A 16,947-nucleotide genomic window follows, 5' to 3' on the forward strand; every position below is an offset into this window, starting at 1 on the left:
CGGTGGTGGAACCGGTCTGTCAGGACTGACGGATGCGGCCGGCGGCCCGGCGTTGTGGCTCACGGTCTGGTCCGGTTCTGTCTTCCGGTGTTGTGCGGTTCTTCCTCAGTGTACCCCGTCCCTTTTTTGTGCCTGCCGGCAGAGAAAACATCCCTTAATACGCGCTCAGTCTCCGGTTGCCGCGGTTCTCCTTCGCAGCCAGCCGCGGATAAACGTGGCGATCTGCGCCGGCTGGTTAAGATCCAGACAGGGCAGGTCGAGCGTTAATGCGGAATCGCTGGCCACGGCCAGCGTATCGGCATCGATCAGCGTGTCGATATCACGCCCAGACTCGTGACGGTACAGCAGAATTTTATCGATCGGTTCGTGTTTGAAGCCTTCTACCAGAATCAAATCCAGCTTTGAGCTGTCCATTCTGCTGGCCAGGAAGTGCAGATTGGGTTCCTGCTGCTCCGGTGTTTCGGTCATCAATGCCCAGCGAGTATTGCTGGCAACCAGCGTCTGGTCAGCTCCGGCCTTGCGCAGTTCATAGCTGTCCTTACCCGGTTTATCGACGTCCATATCGTGGTGCGTGTGTTTGATGATACCCACCCGAATCTTCATCGCGTTCAGCAATGGAATGAGCTGCTTCAGTAAGGTGGTTTTGCCTGTACCACTGTGAGCAGCAATAGCCAGAAGCGGTATATCAGTCATGGAGCGGTTCCTGCCAGCGAGCCAGATCCTCTGGCGTATTGAGATTACGAAATGATAAAGGTTGATCTGCAAAAGAGACGGCTTCTGCCTTTATCTGCTGCAGAAAAAGCATCAATTTTCGATCGCCGTTACTCAGATAAGCCTTCAGTTTATCGACCTGCGAAGTGTGGATCGCCAATAATGTCGGATGTTCGCGAGATCCATCCGTGGCATAGGCGGCAAGGTGATTATCACTGAACCGCAGCAATCGGGAAACCAGGTCAAGAGGCAACGCGGGAACATCACAGGGAACAAACACGACCCAGTCTGTTTTGGCGAGGCTTAACCCGGTGAAAATGCCAGCCAGCGGACCAGAAAAGTTACGGTTAATATCACCGATCACCGGATAACCGCTTTGCTGATAACGTTCCTGATGACGATTGGCGTTAATAAGCAAGATATCGACCTGTGGCTTCAGACGCTCAAGAACGTGCTGATAGAGCGGCTTGCCCTCCAGTTCAATCAACCCCTTATCGTTTCCTCCCATGCGGGATGACTGGCCGCCAGCCAGAATCACACCTGTTATCATCGTATTGGCATCCATAATGATTTGATGCGTTATTGTCGGAAAAGTATGGCGCAAGGCCAAGCCCTTTCCCCATACTAGATAAACAGTCATTAATATTTGAGGTAGTGATAATGAAATGCCATCGTGTAAATGAATTGATTGAGCTGCTGCACCCGGCCTGGCAAAAAGAGCCGGATTTGAATTTGGTGCAATTTTTACAAAAACTTGCACAGGAAGCCGGGTTCGAGGGGGCGCTTAGTGATTTGACTGATGATATCCTTATTTATCATTTAAAATTGCGTGACGCAGATAGCGCACAGCCAATTCCAGGCTTGCAGAAAGATTATGAAGAAGATTTCAAAACCGCATTACTGCGTGCCCGTGGCGTTATCAAGGATTAGCGGCTTCACTCATAGTCTGATGCGATGGAGCTGTGCTCGTCATGCATGATTCCGTATTCAATTTTCATACTCTGTCGCCGGATGTCATCATGGATGCGCTCTGGTCTGTGGATATCCGTGTCGATTCCGGCCTGACCGCGCTTAATAGCTATGAAAATCGGGTTTATCAGTTTAGTGATGAAGACCGTAAACGTTATGTGGTGAAATTTTATCGGCCGCAACGTTGGAATGCCGCTCAGATTAGCGAAGAGCATCATTTTGCGGCCGAGTTGTTCGCTGATGAAGTGCCGGTGGTGGCGCCGCTGGCCTTACAGGGCAACACGCTGCATGAGCATGATGGTTTCTGGTTTGCCGTGTTTCCCAGCGTTGGCGGGCGCCAGTATGAAATGGACAATGACGACCAACTGGAAGAGGTTGGGCGTTATTTGGGTAGAATTCATCAGACCGGTAGCCGAAATCTGTTTTCAACTCGCCCTACTGTCGGGTTGCAGGAATACCTTGATGACCCGCTGGTCACGTTAACTGACAGTCCCCTGATTTCTGACGCGCAAAAAGCGCCGTTTCTAATGGCGACAGCCCGGCTGATTGATGAAGTGAAACAGCACTGGAATACGAACTGGCAAGCCAGGCGTCTGCACGGTGACTGTCATCCCGGTAATATTCTTTGGCGTGACGGCCCATTGTTTGTCGATCTGGACGATGCGCGTAATGGCCCAGCGGTACAGGATCTCTGGATGCTGTTGCATGGAGATCGTCAGGAGCAGCGCATCCAGCTGGATATTTTGCTGGATGCTTACAGTGAGTTCGCCTCTTTTGATGAAGCGGAACTGGCATTGATTGAACCGCTACGCGCCATGCGTATGGTTCACTATCTGGCCTGGGTAGCCCGCCGTTGGCATGACCCTGCTTTTCCTCGTAGTTTTCCATGGATGCAGGAAGCTGATTTCTGGGCAAAGCAGGCCACTATTTTTACTGAACAGGTAAGGCTGTTGCAGGAACCACCGCTGCAGCTGACACCGATGTACTGACACTTATGGAGATAACGTTGATATGAAGAAAATATGGCTTGCGCTGGCTGGTATGGTGTTGGCGTTCAGTGCGTCAGCAGCTGATTTTTCCGATGGCAAACAGTATGCCACACTGGATAAACCGGTTCCTCAATCCCCTCAGGTGCTGGAATTCTTCTCATTCTATTGCCCGCATTGTTACCAGTTCGCTCAGGTTTACCACATTCCTGACGCCATTCAGAAAGCGCTGCCGGCCGATGCCAAGTTAACCAAGTATCATGTCGATTTCCTGGGGCCGTTGGGCAAAGAGCTGACCCAGGCCTGGGCGGTGGCGATCGCTCTGGGTGTGGAAGATAAAGTCAGCCCGTTGATGTTTGATGCTGTTCAGAAGACCCAGACCGTGAAACAACCGCAAGACATTCGTCAGGTCTTTGTGGCTGCGGGCGTAAAAGCTGAAGATTATGACAGCGCCTTGAATAGCTTCGTGGTGAAGTCACTGGTTGCGCAGCAGGAGAAAGCCGCTGCCGATCTGCAGCTGCGGGGTGTTCCGGCCGTGTTTGTGAACGGCAAATACATGATAAAAAGCGATGGGCTTGATACCAGCTCCATGGACAACTACGTCAAACAATATGCCGATGTAGTGAAATTCCTGCTCTCTCAGAAATAAGCTTTCTGCTTTTTCTATGCGCCACACGCCTTACCGCGTGTGGCGTTTGTTTTTGTTTCGGCGCTAATGGTAATGTCTGGACAATTCTGCTTACCGGCAAACATTTTGATTTCATATATATCCACATCAATAACAACGCCTTGATATAACTGTAATGTCAATGCTTTTCTTCTAACACAATGATTAGCAATGAATTACATATACATTCCACTTCTATCGATATCTCTGTTAATTATCTTTCAATTTCTATGCACAAAGTTATCCACAGATTTTTTGCGAGGCATTGTGCAAAAAGCGTAATGAGCGAGCGTTAATATTCGTCTCTGACTGCCAGCTATGGCATCCTTAACTTCATGTCAGAAAACAACGATCGCGAAATATCATGGTTCAAATAGCAGATAATCCCCTCATTCTGGTTGACGGTTCATCGTACCTTTACCGCGCCTATCATGCCTTCCCCCCACTGACCAACGGTGCTGGCGAACCGACCGGCGCGATGTATGGCGTGCTCAACATGTTGCGCAGTTTGCTGCAGCAATACCATCCCAGTCATGTCGCGGTGGTGTTTGACGCGAAGGGTAAGACGTTTCGTGATGATTTGTTTGAACATTACAAATCTCACCGGCCGCCGATGCCGGATGATCTGCGCGCTCAGATTGAACCGTTGCACCGCATGGTAAAAGCGATGGGATTGCCGTTGCTCTCCATTTCCGGCGTAGAGGCGGATGATGTGATTGGAACGTTGGCGCAGCAGGCGGAACGTGCGGGTAAACCTGTTCTGATCAGCACCGGCGATAAGGATATGGCGCAGCTGGTGACGCCGAATATCACGCTGATCAACACCATGAACAACACCATTCTGGGGCCGGATGAGGTATGCGCCAAATACGGTATTCCGCCGTCGCTGATCATTGATTTTCTGGCTCTGATGGGGGACTCCTCCGACAACATTCCTGGTGTGCCGGGCGTGGGTGAAAAAACCGCACAGGCATTACTGCAGGGGCTGGGGGGGCTGGATACCCTATATGCCGATCTGGATAAAATTGCCGGCCTGACTTTCCGGGGCGCCAAAACCATGGCAGCCAAGCTGGAACAGAATAAAGAGGTGGCTTACCTTTCCTATCAGTTGGCTACGATCAAGACGGATGTTGAACTGGAGCAGGGGTGTGAGCAACTGACGGTGAATGAGCCGGATGTGGCGGAACTGCGCGAACTGTTCACCCGTTATGAGTTCAAACGCTGGCTGGCGGATGTGGAAGCCGGGCAGTGGTTGCAAGGCGGCAACAGAAAGAGTTCGCCGGCCATGCCATTCGTCAAGGCGACGGTGGAGGACGTGCCGAAAGAAGCGGCCAGCGTGCTGTCTCAGGACGGCTATGTCACCATTCAGGATGAACAGACATTTCAGGATTGGATTGCACGAATCAAAGCTGCTGGTCTGTTCTCGTTCGACACCGAAACCGATGGTCTTGATACCCTCACAGCTAATCTGGTTGGGATTTCACTGGCGATCAAGCCAGGTGAGGCGGCTTACCTGCCGTTAGGCCATGATGATTTGAATGGTGAGTACGCGAAAGAAGCCCCCCCGAACGGCATTACACCGCGGATATACTCCTGCAACGTCTATAACAGTACTGTATCACCTGCGATGGGTGCACCGAGTACGCAGACGGAGGAGGCTCTCCCGAGCGGAATTGTACAGCGGGTATACTCCTGCAACGTTTATAACAGTACTGTATCGCCTGCGATGAGCGTACCGAACACATGCGCTGAAAATGCACCGGTACAACTGGATCTCGATTGGGTGCTGGCGCAACTGAAACCGCTGCTGGAAGATGACGGCATTCGCAAGATCGGGCAAAACCTGAAATTCGATAAAGGCGTGATGGCTCGTTACGGCATCGATCTGCGCGGCATTGCCTTCGACACCATGCTGGAGTCCTACGTGATTGACAGTGTGGCTGGCCGCCATGATATGGACAGCCTGTCTGAGCGCTATTTGCAGCATAAGACCATTACATTCGAAGAGATTGCCGGTAAGGGCAAAAAACAGCTGACGTTCAATCAGATTCCACTGGAGCAGGCATCTGTCTACGCAGCTGAAGATGCTGATGTGACGCTGCGTTTGCATGAGACGTTATGGGCGAAACTGGAGCCGCAGCAGGAACTGCGCACGGTGTTCCAGAATATCGATATGCCGCTGGTGCCGGTGTTGTCGCGCATGGAGCGCACCGGGGTGCTGATCGATACCACTATTCTGGCGGAGCATTCGCGGGAGCTGACGCAACGTCTGGCGGAGTTGGAAGTGCAGGCGCATGAACTGGCAGGGGAAGTCTTCAATTTGTCTTCCACCAAACAGTTAGGGGCCATTCTGTACGAAAAACAGCAGTTGCCGGTTATCAAGAAAACCCCGAAGGGCGCGCCTTCTACCAATGAAGAAGTGCTGGCCGAACTGGCGTTGAATTATCCGCTGCCGAAGTTGATTCTGGAGTATCGCGGACTGGCGAAACTGAAATCCACTTACACAGATAAGCTGCCGCAGATGATCAATCCGCTGACCAAGCGGGTGCACACCTCCTACCATCAGGCGGTAACCGCAACCGGACGTCTTTCCTCCAGCGATCCCAATCTGCAGAATATTCCGGTGCGTAATGAAGAAGGGCGGCGTATTCGTCAGGCGTTTATTGCGCAGGAAGGATACTGCATTCTGGCGGCGGACTACTCGCAGATTGAATTACGCATCATGGCGCATCTGTCACGGGATGCTGGATTGCTGAGGGCGTTTTCCCAAGGTCTGGATATTCACCGCGCCACGGCCGCCGAGGTATTCGGTCTGCCGCTCGACAGGGTGACCACTGAACAGCGTCGCAGCGCCAAAGCCATCAACTTTGGTTTGATTTATGGCATGAGCGCATTTGGCTTGTCCCGTCAGTTGGCTATTCCGCGTAACGAAGCTCAAAAATATATGAACCTCTATTTTGAGCGTTATCCGGGCGTGCAGGAGTACATGGAGCGCACTCGCCAGCAGGCGGCGGATCAAGGATATGTATCCACGCTGGATGGTCGCCGTCTCTATTTGCCGGATATTCATTCCCGCAACGCCAATAGCCGCAAGGCGGCGGAGCGGGCGGCTATTAACGCGCCGATGCAGGGCACCGCGGCGGATATCATCAAAAAAGCGATGATCGCCATTGATGCCTGGCTGCAACAGGAAAAACCGTTGGTGACGATGCTGATGCAGGTACACGATGAACTGGTGTTTGAAGTGCATCACTCCGTATTGGACGAAGCCAGCGCGAAAATACGCAATCTGATGGAAGGCTGCATGCAGCTGGATGTGCCCTTACGGGTGGATATCGGCACCGGCAGCAACTGGGATCAGGCCCATTAAACTGTCTGGTGAAAGAAGCGGGTCAGCATGATTTTGGGTGTTATGCGGATTTTTGTTATGAATACCATAAGAAATATCGCCTTTCTTTTTTCTGTTGGTTTTTTCAGCTGAATCCTAAGCAATCCTGTAATTAAACTACAGGATTGTGTGACCCGGTTTGAGTTTGTTTAATTCATCACCGTTTTTTATGAAAGTAAACAACAAAAAAACCTTTTTTCCAGAAAGGAAATGGGGTAGAGTTAAACACGTAGGGTACAGAGGTAAGATGTTCTATCTTTCAGACCTTTTACTTCACGTAATCGGATTTGGCTGAATGTTAGCCGCCCCGGTCGGGTTTCTGACCGGGGCGTTTTTTATTGTCTGGATGACGGATAAACCGATAATGAAAACCTATGTTTCCGTTGGCGCATAGCCCAAGCTACCGGCGGAACACTTAGCCGGTAGTCATCGGGATAGCGATTCTGTTGGGAAGGATTGATCGGTGTATTACTGGTCGGATTCTGGCTGAGATTGCAACTCTGCTGATGGTAACATACTGAACCAGCTATCTAATTTCTGACGTAATTTATCTACACCGGTTTTTTTCAGCGAAGAAAACGCTTCAACCTGAATATCCCCCATGAACGGCAACACCGCTTCCCGCACCATGTTCAACTGGGATTTGCGGGCACCCTGAGCCAGCTTGTCGGCTTTGGTCAGCAGTACCAGCACCGGTAAGCCGACATCAACGGCCCACTCCAGCATCTGCTGGTCCAGATCCTTAAGCGGGTGACGGATATCCATCAGTACCACCAGCCCTTTCAGGCAGTTACGTTTTTGCAGGTATTCGCCAAGCGCACGCTGCCATTTGCGTTTCATCTCTTCCGGCACTTCGGCGTAACCATAACCAGGCAAGTCGACCAGACGCACGCCATCGGCTACTTCAAACAGGTTGATAAGCTGGGTCCGGCCCGGTGTCTTACTGGTGCGAGCCAGACTTTTCTGGTTGGTCAGCGTATTGAGCGCGCTGGATTTGCCCGCGTTGGAGCGGCCGGCAAAAGCGACTTCAATACCGCTGTCGGCAGGAAGATGACGAATGTCCGGCGCGCTGGTGACGAAATGGGTCACATGGTAGTTGTATTGTTGGGTCACAGTTTGCGTCTCTGTCTGGATCACGGTTTTATGTGGTTGATTATACCTGCAACCGATAAGAAAGGCGGCGTTTATCTGTTTTTGTCGCGGTATTACCGTCTTAACAGACTGAAAAAAATAAAACCAGCACACAGCTCTTGGAGCACTTTTTTATTGGTATGCTTTCTGCTAGATTCCGCCGCAATTCTCCCTATATTTGCTCGTCTGAACCCGAGATTGACGCTATGAAACAACCATCAAAGGGGGCGGGACGCAAAGCTCCCGCACCGAAGATTAAAAGAAAGAGCCGTGAGCAGTTGGATCTGGAAGCTCGTGAACGCAAACGCCAGAAAAAGCACCGTGGTCACGTTGCGGGAAGCCGTACCCAGCCGTCCGGCGATCGTCAGCAAAACTCCGCCTCCGACAAGCTGAAAGACCCGCGCATTGGCAGCAAAAAACCGGTGTCGTTGCTGCCGGAAGGTGCGGCCGTAGCGGTGAAAGCGCCGGTGGCGGCGAAAGAGAAACCCGCTCGCCTGTCGCCGCAGGAAGAGCTGGAAATGCTGGAGAATGATCCGCGCCTTGATGAACTGCTGGACAGACTGGAGAAAGGCGAAACGCTGCCGGCCAAAGAACAGTCCTGGCTGGATGAGACGCTGGATCGTATCGATATTCTGATGGAGCAATTGGGCATCAGTCTGGACGACGACGAGGAAGACGAAGAGCAGGAAGAGGATATGCTGCAACTGCTCCGTCGCAATAATCCGAAAGACGGCCATTGATGCTGAAAGCGCTGTTTCTGCTCATAACCTTACTGGTTCTTTGTTTTTTGGGCGGTCTGTTGGTTAAACTGTGGTGCCTGTCGAAACGGAAAGACAGATTACAGCGTGCCGTATTGTCGGGGCAGCGTCGGCTGCCCCCGCGCCGTGCGGCGAGGACCGGTTACCGGAAGGAGTGAGTCGCATGCCCGAACAAACCATAGACTGGGATTTATCCCTGATCCAGAAATACAATTATTCGGGACCGCGCTACACCTCCTATCCTACCGCGCTGGAATTCAGCGACAGTTACGACAACGCCGCGTTTGCTCAGGCGGTGGCCCGTTACCCTAACCGGCCGCTGTCGCTGTACCTGCATATCCCGTTTTGCCACCGTTTGTGCTACTTCTGCGGCTGCAATAAGCTGGTGACCCGTCAGTTGCATAAGGCGGATGAGTATCTTGACCGGCTGGCGCTGGAAATCCGTCAGCGCGCGCCCTTGTTTGCCGGTCGCGTTGTCACTCAGATGCATTGGGGCGGCGGAACGCCTACCTTTCTGAACAAAACACAGATTAGCCGCCTGATGGGGCTGCTGCGCCAGCATTTCCGCTTTGCCGAACAGGCCGAGATGTCGCTGGAAGTGGACCCGCGGGAAATCGAACTGGATGTGCTCGATCATTTGCGCACCGAAGGGTTCAATCGTCTCAGTATGGGGGTGCAGGACTTCAATAAAGAGGTGCAGCGCCTGGTCAATCGCGAGCAGGATGAAGCCTTTATTTTTGCGCTGATCGATCGGGCCAAAGCGCTGGGGTTCGCCTCCACCAACATCGACCTGATCTACGGTTTGCCAAAACAGACGCCGGACAGTTTTGCCTTTACCCTACAGCGGGTGGCGGCGCTGCGCCCGGACCGCCTTAGCGTGTTCAACTATGCGCATTTACCCAGCCTGTTTGCCGCCCAGCGCAAGATCAAAGAGGCCGATCTGCCGGATGCGGAGCAAAAGCTGGCGATCTTGCAGCAGACCATTCAAAGCCTGACCGCGGCGGGTTATCAGTTCATCGGTATGGATCATTTCGCCCGGCCGGATGACGAGCTGGCGGTGGCGCAACGCGAAGGAAAACTGCATCGCAATTTCCAGGGGTACACCACCCAGGGCGATACCGATTTGCTGGGGCTGGGGGTATCCGCCATCAGCATGATTGGCGACAGCTACGCCCAGAACCAGAAAGAACTGAAGCTGTACTACGCTGACGTCGAACAGTATGGTCACGCATTGTGGCGCGGTTTGGCCCTGACCCGTGATGATTGTCTGCGCCGTGACGTAATCAAGGCGCTGATTTGTCATTTTCAACTGGAGTTCACCGCGATTGAGCGGGCGTATGATCTGTCGTTTGGCGAATATTTCCGCGAGGACCTGGCGTTGCTGGCGCCAATGGCGCAGGACGGGCTGGTGGATATTCTGCCGGATCGTATTCAGGTGACGCCCAAAGGGCGTCTGTTGATCCGCAATATCTGCATGTGTTTTGACGTGTATCTGCGCAGCAAGATGCGTGAACGTCAGTTCTCTCGGGTTATCTGAGCCGATCTGGAATGATAAAAGAAAACAGCCAGTCGATATGACTGGCTGTTTTCCTGTTCCTGTCAGCGATGATTTAGCTGAAGAAATTGATCAGTGCTGCGCACAACACGGCTGCAATCGCAGTTTGCGATGAGTGACCCACCGCACTGCTGATTTCAGCGCCGTGCGTCACGGCAGAAAAAATGGATTCCAGCATGGTTACCCTCTCCAGTCAGCGACACGATCATACTGCTGGCGCGGCGCAAGTAAAGTACAAAATATACCCGTTATACTTCAAGTTGCAGGTGTGTTGGCTTTCTTACCCGGCTCCTCCACGAGCCTTGCCCTGGAGGGTCAACGCAACTCGAATTATTTTGGGTATAGTGGCGAATTTGTACGTCATATTGCACTTTTTATCGCCACTATCAGACGATGACCGGAGACGGCTAAAACGGCAGATCGCCGTTACTCCATGCCCAGTTCCTTGAGCTTGCGCGTCAGGGTATTTCTCCCCCAGCCGAGCAGTCTTGCCGCTTCCTGTTTGTGCCCCTGCGTGTGGCGCAATGCCGTTGTCAGCAGCGTGCGTTCCATTTCCGGTTGCGCCTCGGCCAGCAGGTTTTGATGACCGGAACGCAGCGCCCGATCGGCCCATTGCGCCAGCAGCGTAGCCCAGCTGTCGGGCATGACATGCACGGTGGCGTCCGGCGCGGTGGTTTCAAACAGTTCCGGCGGCAGGTCCTGAATCAGGACTTCCTGTCCGGCGGCCATCACGGTCAGCCAGCGGCAGGTATTTTCCAACTGACGCACGTTGCCCGGCCAGGGCAGACGGGTGAGCGCCGCTTCGGTTTCCGGATGCAGGTTTTTCGGCTCCACACCCAGCTCCCTGGCGGTCGCCTGCAGGAAGTAGCGCGCCAGACGAGGAATATCTTCCCGACGCTCGCGCAGCGGCGGCAAGTGGACGCGAATTACGTTCAGACGGTGAAACAGATCTTCGCGGAATTTGCCTTCCTGAACCCGTAATTCCAGATTCTGATGAGTCGCGGCGATGATACGCACGTCCACTTTCACTGCCGCATAGCCGCCGACGCGATAGAACTGACCATCGGCCAGTACGCGCAGCAGGCGGGTTTGCACATCCAGCGGCATATCGCCGATTTCATCGAGAAACAGCGTGCCGCCGTCAGCCTGTTCGAAACGGCCTTGCCGAATCTGATTGGCGCCGGTAAATGCGCCTTTCTCATGGCCGAACAGTTCCGATTCGATCAGATCCTTGGGAATGGCCGCCATATTCAGCGCGATAAACGGCGCTTTGGCGCGTGGGCTATGGCGATGCAGCGCATGGGCGACCAGTTCTTTACCGGTGCCGGATTCGCCATTGATCAGCACGCTGATCGATGAACGGGAAAGCCGGCCGATAATCCTGAACACGTCCTGCATGGCCGGCGCTTCGCCGATGATGTCGGTGGTCGGCCCGCTAATCGGCTGACTGCGCACCGGTTGTTGCTGTTCCATGTAATGGCTGATGGCGCGCTCAACCAGCGCCACCGCTTCGTCGATATCAAACGGTTTGGGCAGATAATCGAACGCCCCTTGCTGGTAGGCGCTGACCGCTGCGTCCAAATCGGAATGGGCAGTCATGATGATGACCGGCAGCATCGGGTGGCGCTGTTTAATCTGTTGCAGCAACGCCAATCCGTCCATGCCGGGCATGCGGATATCCGACAGCAGTACATCCGGCGTTTGGGTGGTCAGCGCATTTAACGCCTGAGTGCCGTTGTCAAAGGTTGCGCAGGTTAAGCCCGCCCCGGTAAGCGCACGTTCAAGCACCCAACGGATGGAGCTATCGTCATCGACAATCCAGACTATCCCTCGTTGCATCGTGAACCTCACTGGCGAATGGGCAGATAAACCGAAAATTCGGTATGACCTGGCCAACTGTTAAATTCAATTTTTCCGGAATGTTGATCGATAAGGCTGCGGGCAATCGACAAGCCCAGCCCGGTGCCGCCTTCGCGGCCGCTCACCATTGGATAGAACAGCGTATCCTGCAGATGAGCAGGCACGCCGGGACCATCGTCCTCAATATCGATACGGGCGACCAGACGGTAACGCACGCCATGCAGCGTCAACTGAAACGCGGTGCGGGTGCGGATGGTGATGGTGCCGCCTTCTTCCCCCAACGCCTGCATGGCATTGCGGGTGATGTTCAGCAGTACCTGTTCTATCTGGTCCGGGTCGTGCATCAGTTCCGGCAGGCTGGGGTCGTAGTCACGCACCAGCGTCACGTTGTCCGCTTTTTCCATCGACACCAACTGGAATACCCGTTCAGCCACCTGATGAATGCTTTGCGTGACGTGCAGGCCGGGCTGTTGCGGGCCAAGTAGACGGTCAACCAGATTACGCAGGCGATCGGCCTGTTCGATAATGACCTTGGTGTATTCCATCAGCGCCGGGTCCGGCAGCGCTTTGGACAGTAACTGCGCCGCGCCGCGCAAGCCGCCGAGCGGGTTTTTGATTTCATGCGCCAGACCGCGCACCAGATCGCGCGCCGCCTGTTGTTGGGCGTGTTGCAGTTGTTCCTGGCTGAGACGGCGCTGGTTGTCCATCGGCGCCATTTCCAGCAGGATAAAATCGTGCTGAATGCGCTGTGCCGTCAGCGACATGATATGCGCCCGGCCATCCACCACGATGGTGACTTCGTTATCGGTAAAGCCTTGCCCCGAGTCGAGACTTTCCCGCATCAGGTCGAGATTCAACGAAAAGTAACCGAGCAGCTCCGGCAGTGGCGTTCCAGACAGTTTGCGTGAGCTTTGGGCTAGAAGTTGTTGCGCCGCCGGGTTGGAGTAGTGAATAGCCAGATCTTTATCCAGCAGTAAGATGCTGTTTATTAAAGAATTAAGGATCTGCCCAGCATCGGGCAGCGTGCCTGTTGCCATAACGCAGACTCCCGCACTATTTTAGTGCACACTATTCTGGATTGTAGTTTAAGTAGCAACTGTAAGATGTCTTGTGGAGAAAAAAGCCCATCCGAAGATGGGCTGAAAAGTTTCCACGGCAACAAAAATAAACATAAACAGAAAACGGTTAGCGGACGGCAATGTGAACATCATTTTCTTTGTCATGCCGTCCAAGCGCGGGTATTACACGCTGTAGTACAGTTCGAACTCAACCGGGTGCGGCGTCATGCGAACACGGTCGTTTTCAGCGATACGCAGTTCGATGTAAGCATCGATTGCGTCGTCGGTGAATACGCCGCCGCGGGTCAGGAACTCGCGGTCTGCATTCAGGGCGTTCAGCGCTTCTTCCAGAGAGCCAGCTACGGTCGGGATCTCTTTCGCTTCTTCCGGCGGCAGATCGTACAGGTTCTTGTCCATGGCATCGCCCGGGTGGATCTTGTTGATGATGCCGTCCAGGCCGGCCATCAGCAGTGCGGCGAAGCACAGGTACGGGTTAGCGGCCGGGTCCGGGAAGCGCACTTCGATACGGCGTGCTTTCGGGCTGGATACCACCGGAATACGGATAGAGGCAGAACGGTTACGGGCGGAGTAGGCCAGCATAACCGGTGCTTCGTAACCCGGAACCAGACGCTTGTAGGAGTTGGTGGTCGGGTTGGACAGCGCGTTGATGGCTTTAGCGTGTTTGATCACGCCGCCGATGTAGTACAGCGCTGTTTCGGACAGGCCGCCGTATTTGTCGCCGGAGAACAGGTTGGCGCCGTCTTTAGCCAGAGACATGTGGCAGTGCATACCGGAACCGTTATCGCCGAACATCGGTTTCGGCATGAAGGTTGCGGTTTTGCCGAAGGCGTGCGCCACGTTGTGCACGACATATTTGTAGATCTGGATTTCGTCGGCTTTCTTGGTCATGGTGTTGAAGCGGGTAGCCACTTCGTTCTGACCAGCGGTCGCCACTTCGTGGTGATGAGCTTCAACCACCAGACCCATCTGCTCCATGGTCAGACACATGGCGGAGCGCAGATCCTGCGCAGAATCTACTGGCGGAACCGGGAAGTAACCACCTTTCACAGCCGGACGGTGGCCTTTGTTGCCGCCTTCGTATTTGGTGCTGGAGTTCCAGGCGCCTTCGATGTCATCGATAGCAACATGAGAACCGGAGATGCTGCTGCCGAAACGAACGTCGTCGAACAGGAAGAATTCCGGCTCAGGCCCAAACAGTACGGTGTCGGCGATGCCGGAAGAACGCAGGAAGTCTTCTGCGCGCTTGGCGATGGAGCGCGGGTCGCGGTCGTAGCCCTGCATGGTGCCCGGTTCCAGAATGTCACAACGGATGATCAGGGTCGGTTCTTCGAAGAACGGATCCAGAACCGCAGTAGTCGCGTCCGGCATTAACACCATGTCGGATTCGTTGATGCCTTTCCAGCCGCCAATCGAGGAACCATCAAACATTTTGCCGTCTTCGAAGAAGTCAGCATCAACCTGGTGGGCCGGAATGGTGACGTGCTGTTCTTTACCTTTGGTGTCCGTGAAGCGAAGGTCAACAAACTTCACCTCATGTTCATTCAGCATCGTCAAAACGTGTTCTACTGACATACTTGGTTCTCCCGATTGTGTCATTTATCGTCGTGGAACGAATATCGTTGTGGAATGATGTTGTTACCGTACAGAGGTTATAGCTAAAACTGTGCCAACTTTTATGAATAGTTCTAACAAGCATTCCTGCTGGTTTTTTGTGTCCTCCTCTACTGCACCAAGATAGTTAACTGCACTAATACGGTGCACCATTTTGGTGTTATTGCACCATAATGGTGCTGTATCATTTAAGGAGTGCTGCTTTATTGCACCGTGAAAGGGATCACAGACCCGGCATCAGCAGGTTGTTTGTGGAAGATGATTGTGATCTTGTTCAGTAGCTCGATTAATACGTGTACAATAGCGCGCTATTTCTAAAATGCCTGAGGCAAAGCTGTGATCGAAAATTTGCGTAACATCGCTATTATTGCGCACGTTGACCATGGAAAAACTACCCTGGTTGACAAGCTGCTGCAACAGTCCGGTACGTTGGGTGAGCGTAACGAAGCCACCGAACGTGTTATGGACTCCAATGATTTGGAAAAAGAGCGCGGAATTACCATCCTCGCCAAAAACACCGCCATCAACTGGAACGACTACCGCATCAATATCGTGGATACCCCGGGACACGCCGACTTCGGCGGCGAGGTAGAACGAGTGATGTCCATGGTGGACTCTGTACTGCTGCTGGTAGACGCGATGGACGGTCCGATGCCGCAGACGCGTTTCGTGACCCAGAAAGCTTTTGCCTATGGCCTGAAGCCGATCGTTGTCATTAATAAGGTTGACCGCCCCGGCGCGCGTCCTGACTGGGTTGTCGATCAGGTCTTCGACCTGTTTGTAAACCTGGGCGCCACCGATGAGCAACTGGACTTCCCGATCGTTTATGCGTCCGCGCTGAACGGCATCGCCGGTCTGGATCATAACGACATGGCGGAAGACATGACTCCGCTGTTCGAAGCCATCGTGAAGCACGTTGAAGCGCCGAAAGTTGACCTTAACGGCCCGTTCCAGATGCAGATCTCCCAGCTGGACTACAACAACTATGTTGGCGTTATCGGCATCGGCCGCATCAAACGCGGCGTGGTGAAACCGAACCAGCAGGTCAGCATCATCGACAGCGAAGGCAAAGTCCGTAACGGTAAAGTAAACCAGGTGCTGGGCCATCTGGGCCTGCAACGTATCGAAAGTACACTGGCTGAAGCTGGCGACATCATCGCGATCACCGGCCTGGGCGAGCTGAACATTTCCGACACTATCTGCGAAACTTCCTGTGTGGAAGCGTTGCCGGCGCTGTCGGTGGATGAGCCGACCGTTACGATGTATTTCTGCGTTAACACCTCGCCGTTCTGCGGCAAGGAAGGCAAATACGTAACGTCCCGCCAGATTCTGGACCGCCTGCGCAAAGAGCTGGTGCACAACGTGGCGCTGCGTGTAGAAGAAACGGAAGACCCGGACGCGTTCCGCGTATCCGGTCGTGGCGAACTGCACCTGTCCGTTCTGATCGAGAACATGCGTCGTGAAGGTTTCGAACTGGCGGTATCCCGTCCGAAAGTTATCTTCCGCACCATTGACGGCCGCCGTCAGGAGCCGTTCGAGCAGGTGACCGTGGATATCGAAGAGCAGCATCAAGGCTCGGTGATGGAAGCGTTGGGTCTGCGCAAAGGCGAAATGCGAGACATGATTCCGGACGGCAAAGGTCGCGTACGTCTGGATTACGTGATTCCAAGCCGTGGTCTGATCGGCTTCCGTACCGAATTCATGACCATGACCTCCGGTACCGGTCTGCTGTACTCCTCTTTCAGCCACTACGATGACATCCGTCCGGGTGAAATCGGCCAGCGTCAGAATGGCGTACTGATCTCCAACGGTCAGGGTAAAGCTGTCGCCTATGCGCTGTTCAGTCTGCAGGACCGCGGCAAGCTGTTCCTGGGCCACGGCGCCGAAGTGTATGAAGGCCAGATCATCGGTATTCATACCCGTTCCAACGACCTGACGGTTAACTGCCTGACCGGTAAGAAGCTGACCAACATGCGCGCTTCCGGTACTGACGAAGCTACCGTACTGGTGCCGCCGGTGAAAATGTCGCTGGAGCAGGCTCTGGAGTTCATCGATGACGACGAACTGGTTGAAGTTACGCCGACCTCTATCCGTCTGCGTAAACGTCACCTGACGGAAAACGATCGTCGTCGCGCCAGCCGCAGCGCCAAGGAAGAGTAATTCACTTTTTTTGGCTATATATAAAGGCGGAATACGGTATTTGACCGTGCTGCCTTGCGATAAGGCCCCATT

At 53.7% G+C, this 16,947-nt stretch carries 14 protein-coding genes; 7 read left to right on the forward strand and 7 right to left on the reverse strand.

All coding sequences use genetic code 11. The features are described from left to right. Positions 1 to 165: 165 nt before the first annotated feature. On the reverse strand, positions 166 to 693 hold the full coding sequence (mobB, locus tag DXX3274_RS00770) for a molybdopterin-guanine dinucleotide biosynthesis protein MobB (RefSeq protein WP_042858045.1): 528 nt from the start codon (positions 691 to 693) through the stop codon (positions 166 to 168). Continuing rightward, positions 686 to 1,261 carry a molybdenum cofactor guanylyltransferase MobA gene (gene mobA, locus DXX3274_RS00775; protein ID WP_042858046.1) on the reverse strand — a complete coding sequence of 192 codons (576 nt, stop codon included), beginning with the start codon at positions 1,259 to 1,261 and terminating at the stop codon, positions 686 to 688. The genes mobB and mobA overlap by 8 nt, the downstream gene beginning before the upstream one ends. Positions 1,262 to 1,371: 110 nt before the next feature. Here mobA and DXX3274_RS00780 point away from each other — a divergent pair, with 110 nt between their 5' ends. The 4 genes from DXX3274_RS00780 to polA all read left to right on the forward strand — a co-directional run bounded on the left by DXX3274_RS00780 (position 1,372) and on the right by polA (position 6,703). Beyond that, positions 1,372 to 1,641, forward strand: a complete 270-nt coding sequence (locus DXX3274_RS00780; RefSeq protein WP_016942702.1) for a YihD family protein — start codon at positions 1,372 to 1,374, stop codon at positions 1,639 to 1,641. Positions 1,642 to 1,682: 41 nt separating this feature from the next. Continuing rightward, positions 1,683 to 2,669 carry a serine/threonine protein kinase gene (locus DXX3274_RS00785; protein WP_042858050.1) on the forward strand — a complete coding sequence of 329 codons (987 nt, stop codon included), beginning with the start codon at positions 1,683 to 1,685 and terminating at the stop codon, positions 2,667 to 2,669. A gap of 22 nt (positions 2,670 to 2,691) precedes the next feature. Beyond that, positions 2,692 to 3,315 carry a thiol:disulfide interchange protein DsbA gene (gene dsbA, locus DXX3274_RS00790; protein ID WP_038921226.1) on the forward strand — a complete coding sequence of 208 codons (624 nt, stop codon included), beginning with the start codon at positions 2,692 to 2,694 and terminating at the stop codon, positions 3,313 to 3,315. Positions 3,316 to 3,697: 382 nt separating this feature from the next. Continuing rightward, the gene (gene polA / locus DXX3274_RS00795) at positions 3,698 to 6,703 is read left to right on the forward strand and encodes a DNA polymerase I (RefSeq protein WP_042858052.1); all 3,006 of its coding nucleotides are present in this window, start codon (positions 3,698 to 3,700) and stop codon (positions 6,701 to 6,703) included. A 486-nt stretch (positions 6,704 to 7,189) separates the two neighbouring features. Here polA and yihA read toward each other — a convergent pair whose 3' ends face one another. Beyond that, positions 7,190 to 7,834 carry a ribosome biogenesis GTP-binding protein YihA/YsxC gene (gene yihA, locus DXX3274_RS00800; protein WP_042858053.1) on the reverse strand — a complete coding sequence of 215 codons (645 nt, stop codon included), beginning with the start codon at positions 7,832 to 7,834 and terminating at the stop codon, positions 7,190 to 7,192. A gap of 224 nt (positions 7,835 to 8,058) precedes the next feature. Between yihA and yihI the strand changes: the two genes are divergently transcribed. Together yihI and hemN are read left to right on the forward strand one after the other, a co-directional pair. After that, positions 8,059 to 8,592, forward strand: coding sequence for a Der GTPase-activating protein YihI (yihI, locus tag DXX3274_RS00805; RefSeq protein ID WP_042858054.1), 534 nt, complete (start codon positions 8,059 to 8,061; stop codon positions 8,590 to 8,592). Positions 8,593 to 8,773: 181 nt separating this feature from the next. After that, positions 8,774 to 10,147, forward strand: coding sequence for an oxygen-independent coproporphyrinogen III oxidase (hemN, locus tag DXX3274_RS00810; protein WP_042858055.1), 1,374 nt, complete (start codon positions 8,774 to 8,776; stop codon positions 10,145 to 10,147). 73 nt (positions 10,148 to 10,220) lie between these two features. Here the strand turns inward: hemN and DXX3274_RS23585 are convergent, their stop codons facing one another. The 4 genes from DXX3274_RS23585 to glnA all read right to left on the reverse strand — a co-directional run bounded on the left by DXX3274_RS23585 (position 10,221) and on the right by glnA (position 14,676). Continuing rightward, positions 10,221 to 10,343, reverse strand: a complete 123-nt coding sequence (locus DXX3274_RS23585) for a YshB family small membrane protein (RefSeq protein ID WP_022635449.1) — start codon at positions 10,341 to 10,343, stop codon at positions 10,221 to 10,223. 248 nt (positions 10,344 to 10,591) lie between these two features. Continuing rightward, positions 10,592 to 12,004: a nitrogen regulation protein NR(I) gene (gene glnG, locus DXX3274_RS00815; protein ID WP_013315733.1), complete on the reverse strand. Its 1,413-nt coding sequence runs from the start codon at positions 12,002 to 12,004 to the stop codon at positions 10,592 to 10,594. Positions 12,005 to 12,012: 8 nt separating this feature from the next. Continuing rightward, on the reverse strand, positions 12,013 to 13,062 hold the full coding sequence (gene glnL, locus DXX3274_RS00820) for a nitrogen regulation protein NR(II) (protein ID WP_024104018.1): 1,050 nt from the start codon (positions 13,060 to 13,062) through the stop codon (positions 12,013 to 12,015). 204 nt (positions 13,063 to 13,266) lie between these two features. Next, positions 13,267 to 14,676, reverse strand: a complete 1,410-nt coding sequence (glnA, locus tag DXX3274_RS00825) for a glutamate--ammonia ligase (protein WP_038917344.1) — start codon at positions 14,674 to 14,676, stop codon at positions 13,267 to 13,269. 375 nt (positions 14,677 to 15,051) lie between these two features. Between glnA and typA the strand changes: the two genes are divergently transcribed. After that, positions 15,052 to 16,875: a ribosome-dependent GTPase TypA gene (typA, locus tag DXX3274_RS00830; protein ID WP_042858059.1), complete on the forward strand. Its 1,824-nt coding sequence runs from the start codon at positions 15,052 to 15,054 to the stop codon at positions 16,873 to 16,875. Positions 16,876 to 16,947: the final 72 nt, after the last annotated feature.

The organism is Dickeya sp. NCPPB 3274 (assembly GCF_000406205.1).
GTDB lineage: Bacteria > Pseudomonadota > Gammaproteobacteria > Enterobacterales > Enterobacteriaceae > Dickeya > Dickeya fangzhongdai.